General features: G+C 57.5%; 16 protein-coding genes. 4 read left to right on the top strand and 12 right to left on the bottom strand.

The features are described 5' to 3' along the window. Positions 1-235 precede the first annotated feature (235 nt). From Q5Z10_RS04650 to Q5Z10_RS04635, 4 genes are all read left to right on the top strand, one after another. Entirely contained in the window at positions 236-637 is a 402-nt protein-coding gene (locus Q5Z10_RS04650; RefSeq protein ID WP_241899311.1) for a LexA family protein, read from the top strand. 38 nt (positions 638-675) lie between these two features. Continuing rightward, entirely contained in the window at positions 676-1,977 is a 1,302-nt protein-coding gene (locus Q5Z10_RS04645; protein ID WP_303638109.1) for a Y-family DNA polymerase, read from the top strand. A 62-nt stretch (positions 1,978-2,039) separates the two neighbouring features. Then, positions 2,040-3,488 (top strand): hypothetical protein, encoded by a 1,449-nt coding sequence (locus Q5Z10_RS04640; RefSeq protein WP_303638108.1) that lies wholly within the window; start codon positions 2,040-2,042, stop codon positions 3,486-3,488. 254 nt (positions 3,489-3,742) lie between these two features. Beyond that, positions 3,743-4,492 carry a MobA/MobL family protein gene (locus tag Q5Z10_RS04635; RefSeq protein ID WP_080356156.1) on the top strand — a complete coding sequence of 250 codons (750 nt, stop codon included), beginning with the start codon at positions 3,743-3,745 and terminating at the stop codon, positions 4,490-4,492. Positions 4,493-4,594: 102 nt separating this feature from the next. Here Q5Z10_RS04635 and Q5Z10_RS04630 read toward each other — a convergent pair whose 3' ends face one another. From Q5Z10_RS04630 to Q5Z10_RS04575, 12 genes are all read right to left on the bottom strand, one after another. Beyond that, on the bottom strand, positions 4,595-6,052 hold the full coding sequence (locus Q5Z10_RS04630; RefSeq protein ID WP_049450090.1) for a YfjI family protein: 1,458 nt from the start codon (positions 6,050-6,052) through the stop codon (positions 4,595-4,597). Then, a complete protein-coding gene (locus tag Q5Z10_RS04625) occupies positions 6,049-6,393 on the bottom strand; it encodes a hypothetical protein (RefSeq protein WP_049450092.1) in 345 nt (114 codons plus the stop codon). Before Q5Z10_RS04625 ends, Q5Z10_RS04630 begins: the two co-directional genes overlap by 4 nt. Beyond that, the gene (locus Q5Z10_RS04620) at positions 6,393-6,698 is read right to left on the bottom strand and encodes a helix-turn-helix transcriptional regulator (RefSeq protein ID WP_004146436.1); all 306 of its coding nucleotides are present in this window, start codon (positions 6,696-6,698) and stop codon (positions 6,393-6,395) included. Before Q5Z10_RS04620 ends, Q5Z10_RS04625 begins: the two co-directional genes overlap by 1 nt. A 319-nt stretch (positions 6,699-7,017) precedes the next feature. After that, entirely contained in the window at positions 7,018-7,905 is an 888-nt protein-coding gene (locus tag Q5Z10_RS04615; RefSeq protein ID WP_004146434.1) for a recombination directionality factor, read from the bottom strand. After that, positions 7,899-8,888, bottom strand: a complete 990-nt coding sequence (locus Q5Z10_RS04610) for a YqaJ viral recombinase family nuclease (protein ID WP_049450097.1) — start codon at positions 8,886-8,888, stop codon at positions 7,899-7,901. Before Q5Z10_RS04610 ends, Q5Z10_RS04615 begins: the two co-directional genes overlap by 7 nt. A gap of 122 nt (positions 8,889-9,010) precedes the next feature. Then, positions 9,011-9,520, bottom strand: a complete 510-nt coding sequence (locus Q5Z10_RS04605; RefSeq protein ID WP_004146430.1) for a JAB domain-containing protein — start codon at positions 9,518-9,520, stop codon at positions 9,011-9,013. Continuing rightward, complete coding sequence (locus Q5Z10_RS04600) at positions 9,520-10,476, bottom strand: DUF932 domain-containing protein (RefSeq protein ID WP_049450099.1); 957 nt, start codon at positions 10,474-10,476, stop codon at positions 9,520-9,522. Before Q5Z10_RS04600 ends, Q5Z10_RS04605 begins: the two co-directional genes overlap by 1 nt. Positions 10,477-10,817: 341 nt before the next feature. Continuing rightward, a complete protein-coding gene (gene brxL, locus Q5Z10_RS04595; RefSeq protein WP_032968948.1) occupies positions 10,818-12,926 on the bottom strand; it encodes a BREX system Lon protease-like protein BrxL in 2,109 nt (702 codons plus the stop codon). A 5-nt stretch (positions 12,927-12,931) separates the two neighbouring features. Beyond that, a complete protein-coding gene (locus Q5Z10_RS04590) occupies positions 12,932-15,457 on the bottom strand; it encodes a PglZ domain-containing protein (protein WP_303638107.1) in 2,526 nt (841 codons plus the stop codon). Further along, on the bottom strand, positions 15,454-17,262 hold the full coding sequence (locus Q5Z10_RS04585; RefSeq protein ID WP_303638106.1) for a DUF262 domain-containing protein: 1,809 nt from the start codon (positions 17,260-17,262) through the stop codon (positions 15,454-15,456). Before Q5Z10_RS04585 ends, Q5Z10_RS04590 begins: the two co-directional genes overlap by 4 nt. Next, positions 17,259-18,833, bottom strand: coding sequence for a type II restriction endonuclease subunit M (locus Q5Z10_RS04580; RefSeq protein WP_197653666.1), 1,575 nt, complete (start codon positions 18,831-18,833; stop codon positions 17,259-17,261). Before Q5Z10_RS04580 ends, Q5Z10_RS04585 begins: the two co-directional genes overlap by 4 nt. Before the next feature lie 353 nt (positions 18,834-19,186). Further along, entirely contained in the window at positions 19,187-21,079 is a 1,893-nt protein-coding gene (locus Q5Z10_RS04575; RefSeq protein WP_049450105.1) for an Eco57I restriction-modification methylase domain-containing protein, read from the bottom strand. Positions 21,080-21,082: the final 3 nt, after the last annotated feature.

Below are 21,082 nucleotides of genomic sequence, written 5' to 3'. Positions count from 1 at the left end.
CGTAATGATTAGAGCCCATGGGTTCCTCTCGCCGCCCGGCTGAAAAAGGAGTATCAGTGCGGAGTTGGGAGCCGCCCTACCAGCCAGGTCGAGGCCACTTTGCTCCTCAATTGCTTGCCTCAAATGACTTGTTAGTAATATAACTAACAAGCCTACATCTAGCTCCAACTCACGACTATGGAGCGCCATACCAATGATGACTCTGCCTGCGATAGCTCTACCTGTCCGGGACGGCTTGCCATCCCTACACCTACCTGTTCTAGCCTCGACTGCAGCCTGCGGCTTTCCTAGCCCTGCCGAAGACTTCTTCCGGGAAGAGGACCGCTTGGATCTCAATGCCAAGCTGGTGCCTAACCCACCAGCTACGTTCCTGGTGCAGGCCGACTGCGGCGGGTCGATGGCCGATTTCGGTATCCACGACGGCGATCTCTTGGTTGTCGATCGCTCGATCAGTCCACGACCTGGGCACACAGTCGTGGCTCTGTGGGAAGGTGGCTTCGTCTGCAAGAAGCTCTACATGCGTAACAACTGCATGGTCTTGGCCAGCGGTAGCGGATATCCATCCATCGTCGTGCCAGAGGATGTCGAGCTGGAAATCTGGGGTGTGGTTCGCTGGTCCATCACCCAGCACCTCTGATCTCAGCTCCTGATACATGAGCCTCGTACCGTGCCCGCATGCGCTACGCACTTATCGACGGCAACACCTTCTATGTCTCATGCGAGCGGGTCTTCGACCCCAAGCTGCGAGGCAAACCCACTGTTGTGCTTGGCAATGGCGATGGATGCTGTATCGCCCTGTCGCCAGAGGCGAAGGCCTTGGGATTGAAAATGGGTATGCCCATCTTCCAGGTCCCCAAGGACATCAGAAAGCAGGTCCTCGTCAGGTCAGCCAACTTCGCGCTGTACGGGGATCTGTCAGCCAGGATTGTGACGATTCTTCAGGATCTCTTCCCCAGGGTGGAGATCTATTCAATCGATGAAAATTTCGTCGACCTGGAAGGCCTCAAAGACCCTCTTGCGGCCTGCCTGGAAGCACGCCAACGCATCCTGCAATGGGTGGGCATTCCCTGCTGCGCTGGCCTGGGTGCCACACGCACCCTGGCCAAGGCAGGCAACAAGCTCGCCAAGGACCAGTCCAAGCGTGCCGTCCATGCGGGCTCCTTGGCCGTCTTCCATGCCACCGCACAGAACGTCAACGCTCTGGCCGTCGAGGATGTGTGGGGAGTGGGTAGGCGCTACGCCGAACGCCTGGCAGGCGAAGGGGTAAGAACTGCTGCAGATTTGGCCGCACTCCCCACCGACCATGTTCGTGCGCACTATGGGGTAGTTCTGGCCCGCACCCAAATGGAGCTGCGGGGAATTCCCTGCAGCGATCTGGAACTGGAAGAACCCGAACGCCAGCAACTGGTGGTCAGCCGTACTTTTGGTCGTGACGTGACCGACCCGATGGAGGCCCTGGCCACGTTCTGCAGCGTGGCCTGCGAGAAGTTACGTAAGCGAGGCCAAGCGGCAGGTGCACTGTGGGTCTGGCTGGACGGCAACTCCTTCAAGGGCGATTCGTTCCATGCCAGCAGAGCCGCACCTTTCCCCTTTCCTACGCAGGACACAGGGGAAGTCCTACGGACAGTGCGACGCCTGGCCAAGTCGATAATGGATCAGGCAGACCGTGGCCAAGGCATCCAGGCCTATAAACGTGGAGGTGTGGGTCTGACCAACTTGGTACAGGCTGAAGCCCGTCAGGCAGACCTCTTCGTTGGCCCTAACGAGAAAGCCGAACGCACCATGGCCGTGCTGGACCAGATCAATGCGAAGTTCGGCAGAGGCACTGTGGGAGTAGGCAACGTGGGCTGGCGGGTTGGTGGAGCCAGACTTGGAGAGCAGTCCAACGTGACTATCAACGCTCAATGGCGACCCATATTGCATTCGTTGTCGCCCAGCTATACAACGAAGTGGGGCGACCTTCTGCAGGTGCGCTGACAAGGATCGGCGAAATAGCGATCATCAAACACTAGACACAACCAAAAGGATGGTGGCTGAAAATGGAAAACAGCAACATCGAATCAGGGAAGTACAAGCCGCGCTTTGACTTCGAAAAAGATCAAAAAACAGATCCGTCTGAGACTGGAAGTATCAGCGAGCTTTTGGAAGAGCTCAACTACGAGATGGCGCATGCGTCAGATGGCAGCAAAGCCAAACACTCTAATACCTCGGGGAAAACAATAACCCGCAAGGAGCTTAAAGGAGTCATTGACTTCATAAACTCCACATTGGGACAAGAGATTCCTACTGGGAACTGTACACTTCCACTCTCCACCCTAAAAACAATCAAGCTCCTTTACATCAAGAACGACTCCAGCGACACCCAGCTGCTTCAAAGAATATCGAAACCAGGAACCATTAAGGCCACCTTCGAGCACTGGATAGAGCGCAACACCCCCAGAAACGAAAAGACCATAAAAGCAGCGTCCTATCTCATATCCACACTTGAGCGTGAGATTGACGAAGAAAGACGCAGCCACATCCACACCAACAGACTCACACCATCGAAACTCCTTGAATACTACGCCAAACACATCAAGGAGCTTATAGAACCCATCTACATGGCTTTCGATGGCAATGATGAAGCCATAGCAAGCGCCTTTATGTTTGGCGCACATCAAATAGAAAGCTATCAACCCTCAACTATCCTGCCCAGCAAAGAAGCCGCCCCCCTCCACGAAAGGCTGTACATCTATTTGCTAACACTCCCATTCCTGCACTTCGTTGGCGAGTATCAGCAGGTTGTCGAATCAGAAAACGACGAGTTGAGCAAATACAAGATAGAGCCACTCTTCGCTCACTCCATCTCCTCACCGACGGAGTGCGATGCCCTATTGCGACCTGTCACATCACTCGCAGCTATTCACTCCTTCCTGCAAACCCATGCAAATGAGCTGGCACGCTTGGTTCACCAAGCCACTGGTTATGAGTTGAGATCCAGCGAGATCACAAACATAGCCGACGAAACGCAGAAGGTTCTGCATGCCTATGTCTTCCACGAATGGCACAGAACAGATCTTGACGTCATCAACATTTCAATGGCGGACTGTGTTGCAGCCTTATCAGCCATCACGATCCAAAAGAAGATCAAAACGAAGTACACGCCCAACTGGAAAGGACAGAGCTCAAGCGAGAAAACGGTATCTCGCCTACTGAGTCACCTGGACACCTCAAGAGACATCGAAGAGCTATATGAAGAGGACTACATCCCGCAAGGCGCGATGCTCACCCTCTATCATCGATATTGCATCGCCTACGCATTACTTTTCGGTCGCAGCAACCGCATGGAAGCGTTTATGCGATTCCAGATCGCATATCTGAAGCACATGTCCATAGCTCACTCTCATTTCGATCTTGAAGCAGGCAACGAATACGAGACAGATATCAACATTTTTTGCGAAGACCTTATTCAATACATCGAAGATCAAGCCACCTCGCATGCAATGTAATTTTTAACTTGCATCACCCTTATACATATGTAGAAACTCACTCACGTCCTTCGAAGTAACAACACGAAGAACGAAAGGCATCGAAGGGAATAGAATCAAATAGAACTTACGATAGATTACAGGCAGGGTATGGTACGCGCACTTACCCTTTCTATCTAATCGCAACACCCTTTGATCGTGAGCATCTACCTACAGCCGACAAGAATCACTCTTGTCGGCTTTTTTATTCTCCAAAGAGAAAGGGTGATACAGCAATGGCAAGTTTCCACTACAGCATCAAAAGCGGAAAGAAAGGCAGTGCACGCAGGCACGCCAACTACATCGAACGGCAAGGTTCACATAGCGACAAAAAAGACCTTGTCCAAACAGGACATGGGAACATGCCCGAATGGGCAGGAGATGATCCGAAACGGTTCTGGAGCGTTGCTGACAAGCATGAGCGTGCCAACGGAGCAGTGTACCGAGAACATGAAATCACTCTTCCGAGTGAGCTCAGCACTGAACAGCAGGTCGAACTTGCCGACCGGCTTGCAAAGAATCTCGCAGGGATCAAACCCTACCAATACGCGCTTCATGCGCCTGAAGGAAAACTCGGAGGGGATCCGAACCCACACATCCACCTGATGTGCTCGGACAGACTGCCTGATGGCATCCCCCGTACACCTGAACAGACCTTCGCCCGCTACAACGCCAAGAATCCTTCCGCAGGCGGATGCCGCAAGGATAGTGGCGGAAAGAGCCCAATGGAGTTGAAGCAGCAGGTGACTGCACAGCGAAAACTTGTAGCGGACACCCAGAATCAGTTCCTTGAAGAAAACGGTTATTCAACCCGCGTAGACCACCGCAGCTTGCGTGATCAAGGCATTGCCAGGTCCCCTGAGCGCCACCTCGGCCAACGCTTCGTCAAGGAGATGGCAGACGCCGAGAAGTCGCAGTATGCTCAATGTCGTAAAGCCGTAAAGGCAGCTTCAGCAGTTAAAAATCTGGGAGAGGTAAGTGCCTAACCCAGCGATTCTGCGACAAAGTAGCAGAATCGCGATGGCACCTACTGACCACAGCAGAAAAGCCCCGGCATATCGCCGGGGCCCCCTTGGCATCAAGACCGCTTACAGTGCCCTCCGGTCAAAGTAGTGATTCATCAAGCGCAGATACGTCCTCTTGTCCCGGTACCCACTGCAGACCTGAATTGCTCCCTGACCTTCAAGAATCGAGATAGCTGCATTCAGCCTTGCTCGGTTACGTACAGGTCCACAGCGTAAAACCTGGTTCTTGGGAACGTACGTATCCGAATAAATCCCTCTCCACCACTTGGCATACAGATACCGATCCAGAGCTTGAGCATCGGCCTGATCCTGCGATACTACGAACGCTGGTGAGAACAGATGCTTGTACTCCTCAACATGCCACCGAACGATGTCGAAGGCACGATTGATCGTATCGAGGGTGATGTCACCACCCTCTCCACTGAAGTACTGCATAGACGCAGCGAGTCGAGCAACGATCTCCATGATCTTTGCCGCGAAGTCATTGATATCACTCAAGTACTCCCCGTCGCGCAGCAAAGACTCAGTTTCTGATGCCAACTCTACCCAGCGTGCCCTGGCATCGATGGAGAAGGACACCACTTCACGAGTAATGACTCCCAAAGCTGACAGCTCCTTGTACTTGTACAACAGCTCAGAGATCCGATCATGGAATGCCGGCAGATGTTCCCATACCGGCTCCACGTCCTCGATTCGCCGGTAGCCCATCATGGAGCGAGGCCACGCAACCAAATAGCGTGCCCAGTGTCCACTCCCCTTTGCGACAGAGCCTCGCCTATTGAGGAACTGCTTGAGCGGTTCGTACTGGGTCATGATGCTCACAGAAACGCGCGGATTCATCGCAATCAGATGCTCGTTATCCGCACGGTCTAACGGCATCATTCCTGGCGAATCCCAGAGACGATTGAGCAGGCCCACATTCGCCATTGCCTCGCTCTTGAACAGCATATGACCTTCGTCAGTCGTGATGGCGATGGACTCACCATCCCCCTGAACGGCCTCCATGATGGCCTTGGCCGTGATGTCCTGCCTCAGGAAGCAACGCAGGCGGGGCTGCAGAGGTTTCTTTTCTGAAAACTCCTTCAGCTGTGCCTCGAGTGCTTCGACAGACTTGCCACCAGCAACTGTTTTACTGATCGCGCTCCTTAGCCCCTTCATCTTGGCCGTCCAGAGTCCATAGTCGATCTCATAAGCCACAGTCTGCTGCTTGAACGCAGCCATCGCCTTCGTGTCTGCATCGCGGAAAGGCGCCTGCAGCAGCTCGAACACCGTGGACTTGCGCTCACCAGACTCAGCCACAAGCATCAAGTTCTGGGTTACAGGCTTGATCTGTCCGGTCGGCAACTTGACATCAATCAGACCTTGGCACGCCATCGAAATGGCATTGATAAGACCCATGCCAACCATGGCGTCGGGAACTTGCACGTTGCGAAGGAGCTCAAGGCCTGCCTCACGAGCAACATGGTGAAAAGTTTCCAGAGGATATTTGGGGGCATAACGCTGCCGATGGATAGTCATCATGCATCCTCCTCTGTCGTGCCAACAGCGGTCTGTTCTTCGGCCTCGACCAACAGATGGCCACAGCTCTGGCACCGAGCAGCATCGCCCTCCGCATGGCGACGAGAACGCTCCTCCTTGAGCAGCTTGCGGAACTGAATCAGGGTCAGATCATGCTTGTACGCAGCATTGAACTGCTCTACCAAGATCTTCTTGCGCATCTTCTTTGCGATGTGCTGTTCCAGGATCGGATAGGCCTGCCTGAAGTCCTGCTCCAGCTTGCCCTTCCCCTTGGTCGACTGTTCACTCAAAGCGTGCGTGAGCGCGTCAAGCGGCGAAGAGTGGACTGCAAAATTAGCCATCATCACTTCTCCTCCTTCGCACGACGGAACTTCACTGCACGGCCTTCTACCCATGCCATTGCCTCATGCGTCCAGTAGAACTTCGGGGACAGTTCGCTGTCATAGAGCGGAATGCCCTTCGGGAAGTCCGGATCGGTCTTCATCAGCTCGTATGCCTTGCTCCTGCTGACGCGGAGCAGCTTGATCAGCTCCTTCAGACGCAGCGTCGGACTATCCGGCCAACCTGCTTTCCCAGCACTGTTGTTCTCTTCGGCCAAAGTCATGCTTTTGTCTACGCCCTGGCGCAGACTGGACGTCATGTGCTTCATTTGTTGATTCCTTCGTTGTGTTGAACGTTTCAGGAAGGAATCCGGCCGGTTTCCTATCGAAGGTGATTGGCCTCCGACGTGATCAGTGTCGATATGCTGCTGTTGGGGGTACAGGGAAAAAAAATCCAGGTTTTTTCCAGGGACGCGCACAACCGACCAGATCAAAGAAAAATCAAACACTTACATACCAGGGAGCTTTCGCTCCCTGGCATGTCTCGTCCTTTGCGCCCACAAACCGGTCCGTTCCATCCGATGTCCGCTCAGGACCTGAACTGCCTCTTGTCCGTACCTGATACAGATCCGTACCGGTACGGCTCTCCTACGACACCAACCGAGACGCTTGCGCTTTCAGTCTGTCCTTGAGACTTCCGTTCGCTGATACCTGCACAACTTCACCCTGGCCTGATGGATAGAACTCCTCGACCACGGCCGGCACGTCTTCGTCCAGGTCCTCGAAGGCCCCGTTAGCGAAGCCCTGTCTCGCCGCCTCATCCAGTGCAGCTTGGTCGATCCCCGCTGCAGCTCTTGTTGCGTGTCGCTCAATCGCCTCTGCGACAGCCTGTTCGAGCGTCAGCCCGCTCCGAACCACCAGATCGACGTAGTAGATCGCTGATCGGTAGCTCATCGTCGTGGACTTGCCCCGCAGCTTCAGCTCGAGCGGCAGACAAGACAGCCTTCCGCCCGACACTGCACTGAGGTAGTGCAGCCGTGCTGCCAGTGTGCGGATGGTGTTGTAGGAGGTGGTGCGCAGAACAAAGCTACCCATCACATCCCCCGCCCCGTCCCCAATGACCACATTCAAGCGGGCATAGGCTTTGCAGCCCCCACTGGCAAACTGACACCCATCCGGACCAGGACAAGGCAACGTCTCCATGCCTTCAGGCCCAGCACGCCGGCAGGTGTCTCCATTGCCTACACACAGCGGTCTTCCGTTCTCGCGATTGAACAGCGAATAGTCAGCCCGGAGGTTCAGGGTTGGATCGTCGAAGAGCAGGCGCACCGGGATGGATCGCAGCTTGTTACCCTCCGATGCCTTCCGCAGCTCTTCATCCAGCGGGTGCAGCACCCAGCCATCACGGTTCTGTACCTGGCTGGTGAGGGTGAACTGGTCGTCCTTTTCGGGCAGCCGCTTGCCATTGCGCTCTACTACCCGGCCGATGGAAATACGCCCAATCACGGGCGGCGTTATGGCCAGTCCCTTCAGCATGATGTGACCTCTTTGATCGTGGTGTTGATCCGGAATCGGCGCGACCCCGGACGGACTGCCGTGTAGGCCGCAGCGATCTCCGGGTGCTCGGCTGCGAGCCGCTTGGTATCCAGTGACGTGCCATCCTTACTACGGCGGTAGATGACTTCTCCCAGTGAGCCGAACCGGGCAATGGAAGCGTCCCCCATGGCTTGCTGCAGTGTCTGCTTGAGCAGTTCTACCTGCTGTTCCTGCTCTGCAACTGCCTCAGTGAACGAGACAAGGTTGGTGAAGGTCTCGACCAATTCCGGGTCCTGACTGAAATCGACAACGGTGTCCTTGCCTGGGTACAAGCTCCGCAACGCCCTGGCCGCTGACTCCGAGCCATCGGCTGGTGGCTCGATGTCATTGATGACGTGCTCCCAGAACCGGACCTCCAATACCACCAAGCGGCTGATGATCTCTTCGTCTCGCTCAATACGGTGGATCCTCAGCGCCTGGCCACACAGCAGCACTGCCACATCTGCTGCCTGCTTCCCCGTCACTGCCAACTGATGCTGTACCTGCAGCTGCACGTACTCGGGAACCCCGTCTTTCCACAACCGAGAGCCGAACTCCCCTGCTGTCTTGCACTCAAGGATTTGGACCCCCGGGGAACCAATTACCTCTCGATCGAGGTTGGCCAGCATGTGCGGAAAGGTCGGGTGCTGCAGAACGGCGTTGACCCGACGTACCCGGTTCCCCGTGCGCTCCTGGTAGGCCGTGGCCACCATGGGTTCGAGCAGGGTTCCCCAGTAGCGGGGATCCTCTTGTCCAGGGGGGATCTCTTCCATTGGCTTGCGGCCCGTCTTCTCCTGCCACAGCTCCAGCTGGCTCTTGTAGGGGTTCAACCCGACGGCGGTGGCAGCATCCGAACTACCGATGCCGCCATTGCGGACCTCCAGCCACTGCTGGCGATCCAGTGAACGCGTATCAACCAAACGCAACGCGGTGTGCTTGCTCATTGGCAATCTCCGGAATAGAAAAGGCCGCCTTGATGGGCGGCCTTGGTCAGGTCTTTCATTTCAAGCTATCGATGTGGGCAAGATGAATGGGCGAAGCGACAGCACTGATCGCTGCAGCTCTGTCAGACCATGCCTTGAGAGGCCATCGAGACCACCTCATGGCTGGTGACAACGAAATGGTCCAACAGCCTCACGTCCACGGTGTCCAAGGCAGCCTTCAGCCGCGCCGTGACTGCCCGATCTGACGCAGAGGGCTGCAAGCTACCGCTTGGATGGTTGTGAGCCATGAGTACCGCCGATGCATTGTGGGCAAGTGCCCTCTGAACCACGATCCGAGGATGGACCTCGGCTGCATCAATCGTCCCTGAGAAAAGCCGCTCAACTGCGATGAGCTGGAACTGCGTGTTGAGAAAGGCAACCTCGAAATGCTCGCGGTTTTCGCCTCCCAGACGTAGCCGGAAGAACAATGCACCCTGGGTTGCTCCTCCCAGCACCTCCCCTGGCAACGATGCCCGTTTCTGCAGGATCTGCAGCGCCCTCGCAATCGTCCTGTCCTCACGTACCCGGATCCTGCTCTCCTCCTCATTGGATCCGGCCCCTAATGTGGTCATGTGATAGGCCTGCGCTTCCATCAGGCCACCAACTTCATCACTTCATCCCACGCGCGCTGCTTGAGCTGAGCTCCAGCACCGAACCATGCCGCATCACGGCGGTGATCATCGCTACGAGCTCGTCGGTGGTGGTCAACGTACTCCGTGACGCTGTTGAGTACGCCCCAGGCCGTTGCACGGCTGGAAGGCAACAACGCGCCTCGACCGCCGCCCTCATACAGGGCACGGACACTGGCCAGCGCCTGCTCGTTGACGACCTCAGCGGTGGTGCCCTGGCCTTGGTAGGTAAGCACCCGTCGCAACAGACCATCGACCGTATCGGGGTCAACTGGACGGTCACAGATGGCTTTCATGCGAGACACGAAGTTGTCCCAGGTCGAGACGGTGATCCCCAACTGGCGCTTCACAGCATCCGGGTCGAACTGACTGCGGTGCGGGACCTTGATGGCTCCGCTGCTGTCTCCCAGAGCGATCTGTAAGGTGTTGTTGCACACCACCCGCACCGAGGTGAACTGCGCCGTGGTGGCCAACGTGCCGTCACAGGCAGTAGCAAGCAAAAGATAGCCATCCACCCGGTCACGCCCCTTCAGCGACGTGCTCTGGCCCGTACGAGCCATGGCCCAGAACTTCTTGCCACCCTTGAGCACACCCGCCGTCTCCAGTTCAAAGCCACTGTGCTGCGTCAGATTACGGTAGAACTCCAGGATCTCTCCCGGCTGGACCACCTTGAACCGCTTGGAGACGACTGCCAACGGCTCCCTGGTATCGGAGCGATAGAGCACTTTCTGCTCCGGGAAGGAGTGGATGGCACCGATGGCATTGCTACCCGTGATGAAGCGGACCTCGGAGTCCTCGATCTGCCAATCCATGCCTGCCTGACGCTTCCAGACCTCAATGGGCTGTTGCTGTTCAAGCTTATTGCCCAGACCGTGCCACGGCTTAGCACCGGCATAGGCCATTGTTTCAACCAGATGCATCGTATTTTCCTCGCTTCTTACGGCACAAACGCACAAGGCCCGGACGATGCCGGGCCTTGTGCGTATGCCAATGCAGTATCAATTAAAAGGGTCGATGTCTTCACTGCCCGAAGACAGAGCACATCGAGCAACCGCAGCGATGATGGATGCTGCGACGACCAAAACACAGTACAGACAATCGGATCTTTCTTTCATACAGCCATATCCAAAGCAGATGCATCATCGCGGAGCATCTACACGCGAAGCCAGCAGCCGCCAGCCTCATCAAAATGATATGTGCTTGAGATTTTTTACAATCATATTAATAAAATTAAACTGAATTTCTTTTATGGAAAATCAGGTCAAATATTTATTCCAACCCTGAATATATCAACCTTGGTCTCAAGACATTTACGCAAACTGAGATCATTTACGCCTACCTCGAACCACCCTCCGGGCTTTTGGAAGAAGTCCAACCCCCGGCCAATCTTGATCACCCAGCCGTTGTCGATACGAATCTCTCGGTCGTGCATGTTCGGGTTCAACTTCACTTCCAGCTCGACATCCAATTCCAGCAGGCTCTGCTTCAACTCATCGAGCTTCTCAGCGATGTCGGCCAACTGGGTCTTATCGTCGTAGCCGGTGATCAGGCTGATCTTCTTCACGGTTCCAGCCTTCAGCACCGTTTCGCAGAAGCGCACGAAATTCTGAATCTGGTGTTGCAGACGAATGTACGGATCTTCGATCACGACAGACTTCGCGCCTTGGAGGTAGGGGCCGAGGATCGACTCATAGCTGTACCCGGTGTCGCCATAGAGGATGGTGAAGTGCTGTTCCTTGAGCTCGATCGGTGACGGCCCAACCGCAATCGAAGCCGGGGCCGGTGATACCGGGGTCGGGCCCGCTGGAGTCTCCAGTGCAGCAGGTGCCGCTTGTGCAGTGGGTTGCACTTCGACTGCCTCAGTCGGCTGCCCATCCGCCTGATTCAAGCGACGGCGAGCTGGCTCCTGTGTTGCCGATGCATCTTTGGACTCAGGGCAGAAGACCACCACCTCCTCACCGCTGGCCTTGAAGTAAGACAGATTGATCCGGGCAAACTCGTCATCCGGTTTGCGCTTGTTCATCTGCTCCTTGACGCGGCGGCGGCACTCCGTGGCATAGGCCACGTATTCCTCGAACTCCTCATCCGTCGGCGGCCCGTTGGGGTGCAGCACCTTCAAGAATGCACAGACGGTCTTCTTGATACCTTTCTCGTCGCGCCCCTCGATTGATTTACCGAGCCGAATGCGCTTGCTCACTTCCTCATACCGATTCGTGTGCTTGAACTGGTAGTGGAAGGCCTCGGCCAAATAATCAGTGATGAAGCCGTAGTTGCTGGTCAGGAACTCGCTGCTGTTCTTCGGCATCTCCCAGCCTGGAATGTACGCGGCGAAACGGTCCATCACGGCCAAGTCGAGCTCTGGCGGCAACGGCTGGAAAAGATCGTGCTCGTTAGAGTTGACCACCTGCTGCACGGACACGTCGATGTTGCCAACGAAGCTCAAACTGGCATCAGCAATAACCTCAGCCCCGCGCGAAAAGCGCCCGTTGGCCATGAAGTCCTTCATGATCTGGATGGTGTCCGGATCGCGCACTTTGATCCCGCCAACCTCGTCAAAGGCAACCGTGTCCCAGAAGCCAACCAAGCCCACCTTGCGGCGCGCGTTGTTGTAGAACAGCGTTGCCTTGGTCGCTTGGCCGCCCGAGATCAAGGTGGCGTAGGGCGAGAATTCACTGAAGAAATAGGACTTGCCGGTGCCGCGTGGTCCCAGCTCGATGTAGTTGTAGTTGGGCTCAACCAGCGCAGCCAACCTGGCGATGAAGTGCATCTGCACGCGCTTCGAGAGCTTGCTGGGTTCCAGTCCCACAGAGCGTAACACCGCCGCGAGCCACTCATCACGCGTGAATGCCCCGCGCCCCTCTGCATAACGGTCGAAGTCAAAACGAGTCAGCTGGATCGGCCGCAGATCCTCAATGGAAAACGCATAGTCGTCTTCATCTATGTCGTTGTGCGCCAGGGTCACCTCCGCCCAAATGCCACCTTCCAGCAACCTGTCGTTGTCGCGGTAGAATTTTTCACCAATCGCGATGCGTTGCGAGTTGAAGTTCTCCAGCGATGCCCAGTGGCGCTTTTCTTTTTCGACGTAACGGACATGGACCTTGTCGATGAAGCGATGCTTGCCCTTGGTGGCGACCTTGGACTGCGCGGCGTTGGCCTCGTCCGGCCTAACGTAGTTCTCCTGCAGTGACGACAGCACGGCCTCCATGCCAGCATCCATCTCTGCCTGGTCATTGCTGGCGCAATACTTGGCAAGGAGGAACTCCAGGACGAACGTCGGGACGTTGGTGCCTTTTTTGATTCGATGCAGCAGGTCTTTGCGAAGCACCTTGCCGTCGAATGTGGCGTTTAGTTTTTGGTCGAGTTCGTCCATAGGGCTCATTCTGTATAGTCGGTTTCAAGCGCCAGATTGCTGTAGGCAGCCAGAGTCGTTGGGTTCAGCGCTTTGACCGAGAACTTGCCTCTGAACTCATCATCCATTCGCAGCGCAATCTGCTTGCGCTGGCCTGGCATCAGGGTCAAAGTTCTGGTCGCGGGGTTCACATCGCCACCTGGGCGCGGCTCTCCCACCACATTGCCCTTGCTGTCTTGCGCTTCCAGCAAGATCTCCACGCTCATGTCTTGCGAGAACATGTCGTCGGCCACCAGTATCACTTCGATGACCGGCAATCGCGTAGTTATTCGTTTGGCGCCGTTCTTGTAGCTCAACTCCACCACCACCTTGCGCAGTTCCGCATGAGCAGCGGTATCCAACCTGGCCACCAACACCGGCACAACGGCCTCGGCCAGGGATGCTCCGCCGTGGAAATACAGGTGCCCTGAGCGATAAGGCGCCATGCTGCGCGGTAGTGCCACTTGGGTGAAATCACCGCGAATGCCGACCTTCTCTGCACTGACAACCAAGCTGTGACCATCCGCTGTGCCGTCGCCCAGCATCATGCGGTCATGGGCATTCACCGGCCACTTGCCTTGCGGTTTCACGCACACATCGCCAGCTTCTGCTTGCGCGTTCAGGAAGAAGCCGTGGTCGGTGACGATGACCGCCTCTTTGAAGCCCATGCCACGCAGCTTATGCAGTGCCACGCGGATCAGCTTCAGCGTGCCAGGGATCAGCCCGAGCGTTGTCTCTGGGTTGCTTTCCAGTTGGCTGTCGATTTCCGTGGAGCGAAGCACCAGCAGATCGACGGTCTCCGCGATCTTCGGCTTACCACGGACAAAATCATTAAGCGGCATTTCCGCGAAGCGATCTCCATACCGCTTGGCCAGCACATTCATGCGCTGCGGGACGTTGCCCACCGGCGCCCCCGCCAGCTTGGGCAGGAGTGAGTCGCTCTCCAGCGCCAGGGTCAAACCCGTGCGAGCTCCCGGCAGCAAGCTCGCCATGCCCACTAGGGTGATGGTCGGCAGCTGTGCGTAGGCCGCTTGCAACTCGACGGGACCGTCTTCCGCCAGCAGCTTTTCGAGGGCCACGCCCAACTCGTAACGCAGGGCGTCCACCATCAGGTAGGCCACTTTGCGTCCGCTTTCCTTGAGTCGATCAGCTACCAGCCGATCAAAGGCATCGGCATTGGCCAGGCGCCCAGTCGGCGGCCATCCCGTAGTCTCGACGTGCTTCACGAACACGCCCTGGACCTTTTCGGCCAGGCGCCGATAGCGCGCTCGAGCCTGGCTGATCACTTCATGCATCAAGCCGTGCTGGTCGAGGAAGTCGCCTGCGGCTTGCTCAAACTCGCGCTGCAAGCGATCTGCTTCACGCAGACTGCCCAGGTAGAAGTCAATCAGCTCCGCTTGCGAGCGGGCGTGATCCGGTAGCTGGCGCTCAAAATCGTCGCAGGCCTCAACCAGGCTCAAGCCAGACCGCACCAGCTCCCACTGGGCCTGGCTTTCGCCCTTGCCGAGCCATACCGAACTCTTGTGGCGGGTCAGCACACGGCGCGTGGCATCGGTGTCACCGCTGACAATGCCCTTGATCGCAGTGCGCAGGAAGGTCCGCTCTTCGAAGGGGAAGGTGTCGCGTTCGCCCAGGTCTTCAATCGCACCGCACAGATCGGTCAGGTTGAGCTCCGCCTCGGTGGTCTCGGCGCGCTCGATGTATATCGCGCGTGACTTCGGGTCGCTGCGCAGACGGTCGCACACATCCTCGACGATGGGTTTGGCTTCCATCGGTGCGTGCGGCACCCCCTTCAAGGTGTCCGGCAACGCCACCGGCAAATCAAACACGAACTCGCTGAACAGTACGTAGCGCCACAGCTCATCCGCCAGGGCGGACCAGGTCTTGCCGCGCGTTTTCACGCTCGGGCCCAGAGTGGCTCGGAGGAAATCAAGCGCCTCTTGCACCCAGCCCTCCTGCCCCTTGAGTGCCTCGGATTGACTGGCACTCGGGGCCAGCAGTGCGGCCAGAATCTCGCGGCCCGACTCCACCCGCAATGTGGCTCGCAACTGGGGCCAACTCACACCGCCGCCAATGGCGTCAATCACCGCATACTGCGGTCGTGGTTCGCGCACAAATAGGCTTCGAATTTCTGTCGCGTAATCTGGCTTAGCACGCAGGCACAGGCTCAGATACTCGTCCCCATCATCTTGCGGGAACACCGCGCCGCATTCTGCGTATACGGCGAATGGATCAGCTTGCTTCTGCTCGTCGGTTTCTGGGCGCTTGGTGGGCACATAGATCAACACACCTTCCAGTGGCGCCTTGGGTTGCCCCACCTCGCGCAGTGCCAGCAGCGCAGCCTCGCGACTTTCGATGCTGCTTTCAGATGCATCGATGACCCGAACCTTCTCGGCTGCTAGGTCGAAGCACTGCTCGCGGTAGCGCTTGTCGGCGTCATACACCACCAAGGCACCCGCTTGCTTAAGGCGCGGCCGCAGCACGCTTTCTCGAATGAATTCTGCAATCGTCATTTGTTCTCCCGCAGGCTCAGGATGGACATCACCTCCTTGAGCATCTTGTCTGTTCGCGCCGTAATGGCGGCCTCGTTCCAATCATCTCGGCTGGCCAAGTCGGCATTCAGGTACAAGCCGTTGCGGTAGCCAATGAAATCACCCTGATCGTTCTTGCGATCGCGCTTCTTCAAGAATTCCATCGTGCCGAGCTTGGAGTTGTAGCCACTCAGGGTCAGGTTGCCGAGCTGGTGCGCACAGCGCTCGCGAATGGCAGCCGCAGTGCCTTTCTGGTTCCCTTCGAGCATCGTCACCCAGCCCGGCCCCAAGTTTTCGGTCTTCGGCAGGATGTGTTCGACGGTAAAAACGGGGCGATCATTGGCGTCATGCACCCACAGGTCGCGTTTGTTTTCACGGGTTTGGTGTGTCTCTTCCAGCTTGCAGAGCATGAACCGCGTGGCGTCGTAATTCTCCAGGTACACATCGCCCTTGAGGCGCGACTCGCAAACATCTTGTGGGGCTGCCCGTCCCAGCAACCAATTACTGCTCTGCTGGATGAAGCCGTCCAGCGCCGTGATCTCGCCACCGCGAATCTGCGTCAGCAAGTGGCTGACCAGTTCCATGAACATCGGGTCGAGTTCGCGAGTGGGCGGCATATCGGTGAGGTTGCGCCAAAAGAACCACTTGGTGAGCAAAGCGGCCAGACGGCTCACCGCATCACCCTCAGTCCATTTCTGGCTCTGCGCCACCTGGCTGGCCCACAGCAAAAATGCGTAAGCCGGCGCGGCTCCCAGGCGCTGCAAGTCTTGCAAGGCCGCTGCGGCAGCGTCGCCCCATTCCGCACGCGCCACGGCGGGGTTGAGCAGTGCCGAGTAGGTTTTGCCCTTGGCTTGCAGCGCGCCGAACAGCCAGACCGGGCGCTTGCGCAGCAGGGTGTCGTAGATCGTGATCAGGTTCGAGCGCGTGGCGCGGGTGCAGCCTTTGACCTCGACCCGCTTGAGGTACTTGAACATGTTGTACAGCTGACGCAAAAAGCGCTCCTGCACCGCCGGGTCGGGCAACTGGTCGATCAGGTCTTTCCACTCGTCAAACGCTCGGTCAATGCCGTAGTCCGGGCGCTTGTCCAACTCGGCCAGCAGGTTGTTCTTGATGATGTCGATGGCCGAGAGCGGGCTGCCCCGGTTGTTGATCGACTCGAACAACATGAATGCGTCGGAATGGCTACGCACCTCGATCTTGACCAGCATGGCCGCTTTGAGCTTTTCCAGCAGGGCCAGTGCGCTGTCCTGGCTGAGCCCTTCCAGTCGCTCACAGAAGTAGCGGTAGGCGCGCGCAATGCGGCGGTTTCCGAAATTGCTCAAGCCCTTCGGCGCTTTCACCTGCTTGGGAAACAGATCGCTCAGCACCTTCTGGAAATCTGTCTTGTTCTGCGCTTGCTCGCTGGGCTCCAGACGCCACTGGCCAGAAGTGCGGACGAAGATGCGGCTTTCCAGGTTGTCCAGCTCCACCAGCAGACGGCGATCCGGATTCGGAATGGCATTCAGCTTGTCGTAGAACGCACAGAACAACAGGCTGATGGTGGTAAACCGCTGCTGGCCGTCGATCAGCTCAAGTCGGCCGCCGGCCATGCCATCTTGCTGGGTGTTCACGCAGATGATGGAGCCCAGAAAGTGCCCACTGGGCGACTCCTCCAGGTCGTTGAACAGCGCGTCCCAGTTCTTGCCGCCCCATACATACTCGCGTTGGTACTTGGGAATGAAGAACGACGTGGTCCCATCGGGGCTCAAGTAGAAGCTGACCGGCAGCGCTTTGACATCCTGAATCATTCATCACCCCCGGCCTTCTTCTTGCCGCGCGCCTTCTTGGGTTTGGCCTCGGGCTCGATGTAGAGATCCTCCAGCCCATGCGCGATAGCCAGAGACTTGTCAGTCTTGCACTTCTCTCGAACACGATCGGGCCAGTAGTTCATGGCGAGGTGCGCCCAGTCGTAGTCGCCTTTCTCTAGCTTGGCCCAGGTGTCCTTGAGCACCTTCTGCCATGGCTTGTGCCGGAACAGCGGCCACAGCGGTGCGGCGCTGATCTGCACGCCGTCGTCGTGGTTGGGGTTGTAGGTGGGCGCCAGCTTGAGCAGGGTGTCGCGCAGCTCGATCAGTTCCAACTCGAAGGCTTGCAGCGCCTCGAACTGCTTCTCGTCGTCACGAGTGCGGGCAGAACCCATATTGCGCAGCACCGTCACGTCGCCACCGACTTGTTTGAGCTTGGGCTCAACGAAGTCATTGATGGCGGTGTACAGCGTCTGGCTGGTAAGGCTGGGGTAATAGACCCACAGGGTGTAACTGCCGGACGTCGTGGACAGCGGCCAATAGATGGGCGCTTTGCGGCGACTCTTGGAGTAGCGCTGTAGATGAAAGGCGAAAAAATCCCGTTGCAGCCAACGGCGCACGTCTTCCGGTACGGGCACCTCGACGCGAACAAGAATTTCCTCAATCAAGCGCGCGAGGTCATGCGGGTGCCCTCGGTCGTCAACCAGGATGCCCGCATACGCATGAAAAGGTGCGGTACCGTCGGGGAGCATGCCGGGGCTTTTCGCCGGTAGTGGTTCGAATGGTTCTGGCTCAGCAGGCGTAGCGCGCTCACCCGTAGCCAGGCGCCAGTCGAAGCGGCCAAAGGCCACGCCGACGGCCCAGCTCAGTAAGCCAGCCGTTTGGTCGATTGGCGTAGCGCTGTCATCGTCCTCGCTCTCCTCGTCTCTGCTGGCTTCTACATCGCCCTGGTTGGCTTCGACGTGGCTTCCCTGCACGGTAGTGCGGTCGGCTTCGCTAAAGCCATAGAGATCAAAGGCAATGGCGTCGATCTCTGACTGAATGCGAGCCAGCTCAGCTTCAATGGCTGGTGGGTCGTAATCGCCCAGGCGAGCGCGCAGTGCACCGGGCAGCGCAAACGCGTGAGACGTCTCTTCGATGGTGTCCAGGGTGCGCTTTAAGCGCCAATACTCCCTCCCCAATACAGCCAATAAGTGCTTCGAATCCGTTGAGATATCGGGTATCGGCGTCCGCTGGACTGTCCCGATTTCGTACGAACGTGCAGCCGCATCCCCCGCTGCAAGCTGCAAACCTATCAATCGCAAGAAAGGGGCTGATATACAGACAGAAAGCAAACTCAACAGATCATCGTCATTATGCTCTTCCAAGAATGCAGCCGGTCCCTTATGACCGAAAACAGCACCGGCAGGCATAGCCCGCATACCGAGTTGACTTGTTGTTCGAGCCGGCCAAGTAATGCCTGGCTGTAAGTAATAGGATTCTCGGTGAAGAACCCAGTCCGCATCACCGTTCAAATATGGGTATTTCTTGAGGACTTCCGCTTCCATTTCAGCGGCGTTATTGGCCCAATTCACGAGAAGCGGGACGTCCGAGTAAACGGGAGAGTACCCACCGCCTTTAGCGTAGGGAAACCAGAGTCTCTGATCAGCACTACACTCCCACGAAGTACGGACAAATCTGAAGTTGTCGCTAGTGGCTGCCCCTTTGAATATTCTCCGACCATTCGACTCGAAAGGAGGGGTTTGGCCGAATGCCTCTAGGAAACACTGAGCCTCCCAATACGAAAATGGAGAACTCGGAACCATCGAGAATACAGATGTGTCACGGACATAAACCCTAGCATCTAGGCCGCCAGCTCTCACTGCCCGGACTACTGAGGCCAACTCTTGCTCCTTTTCAGAGCTTGCCAATAATCTCAAGAAGATCGTCACGCGGCTTTCTCCAATACGTAAGCGGCGGCTTCGACCATCGCGTCGTCCATCACGCCATGCCCCAGGTCGGCCATGACTACTGGCTTGGCAATACCCAAGGCCACCTGCTCACGCCACTTCTGGAAACTGGAGAGGAAGAAACAAGTGCGCGAGGTGATGGCGCCGATGCGACCGCCGGGGCGCAGCAGTTCCAGGCCACGCTCCACCATAATGGCCAGCAAATCGTTCTTGCTGCGCGGATAGGCTTTGGCGAGTTGATCCTTGGTCTTGGCAGCCAGCGCGCCAAACGGTGGATTCATCACCACCACATCAAACACTTCTCGGCACAGATCGATGAGCCGCAAGCCCTGTAGCGCATCCTGCGCAAATAGGCGCCCTTGGTACGTCGACTTTGCCGCCTGGGCAAACTCAGTAAGTGCCTCGCGTAGTCGCTCCTCCGCTTGCTGCCAGTTCTCCTGCTCCTGCACAGCAAACAGGCCGGTGCCTTTGCCCACATAGACCTGCCGAATCAAATGCGGCAACTCGCGCTCGACCTGGAGCAGCACTCCGAGCTCCGGCAGGCCCTTGAGCAGTCGCAGGGTCTTCTCGAACAGCTCGGCGTCGCGCTGATCGAGGTTGGTCACGAACTGCTGGCGCAACTCACGCTCTGCCGGCGGTGCAATCGCGGCCACCACATGCCCCCGCCCGATCAGCGGGCGGTCTTTGGCTTTGACACCGGCATCGTGCCAAGCACGCTGTGCCCGCAGCCATAACGCCAATGAAGCGATTTGCGCGGCACGCGGGTCGATATCCACGCCATAGATGTTGTGTTCGATGATCAGGCGCGGCACATCTCGCAGAAATGCAGCCTCATCTTCGTAGGTCTGGCTCATTGGCTTGAGTGCAGCCTGGGGTTGGGTCGAAACATCCAGCGAGCCGGGGCCGTGCTGCTGCTCCCAGGCCCAGGCCTCGCGATAGATCTCAGCGAACAGGTCAAATGCATACAGACCAAAGTGCATGGAGCCGCAGGCCGGGTCCAGCAGCTTCAGCGTGCGCGGATCGCGCAGCTTGGTAGCGGCCTGGCGCATTTCGTCGGGCTTGACCAGCAGGTACTGACAATGCTCGCGCAGATCGGTATCGCCTCCCGTGGCGTTGAACCACAGCCGACCCAAGGTGTTGTCCACCAGGAACTCGACCACGTAGCGCGGCGTGAAGAACTGGTTGCGTACCGCCAGCTCGCGGCTGTTACGCGGCGCCTGCGACGCATCGCGCATCGCCTTGCGCTCTTCTTTGGAGTTGAAGTACTGGTAGATCCAGCCGATGGTTTCGTCCTCGCTCCATAGCGGGGCGATGTCGGCATCGTTGATCAGGTTGAGCACCTGCAGCAGCGCGGCTTCGCGCGGGAACAGGCGACCCTGCGGTGAGTAGCGGTCGAATAATCCAGGCAAGTCCTGGCTCAGCTCATCGAACACACTGAACAGGTAGGTGCGATAGGCATCGCCGGTTTCGCCCAGGCCGGTGCCAGCCAGCCGGGCGTAGAGCTGAAAGCCCTTGGCCTGGAAGCCGTTGCCGACCGACTCAACCAGTAGGCCACGCGCCTCCGCCATGCGCAGCGCCGCCAGGCGGTTGAGCACGGTAAAGGCTTGCTCGCGGACGATGCGGTCCAGCCCCTGGGTAGCATTCATGTCGCCACTAGCGGTGTAGTGGGCCAGGGTGTCGCGCAGGATGCGGGCGGATTCGCGCTGGGCGTCGTTGATATGGCGCAAGCTGGCTAGCTCCGCCACGGTGCCCGCGTTCGGGTCCATGCCATAGTCGTTCTGCAGCTGGCGGGTGAATTCCTCTTCCAGCACCCGGCGCGCATCGTTGACGAAGCGCTGGAGGCGGTTTCTTGTTGTTTGGTCGAAGGCCATGTA

It is taken from the genome of Stenotrophomonas sp. 704A1, from assembly GCF_030549525.1.
Classification (GTDB): Bacteria; Pseudomonadota; Gammaproteobacteria; order Xanthomonadales; family Xanthomonadaceae; genus Stenotrophomonas; species Stenotrophomonas tuberculopleuritidis.
This window is presented reverse-complemented; position numbering and strand designations above follow the sequence as displayed.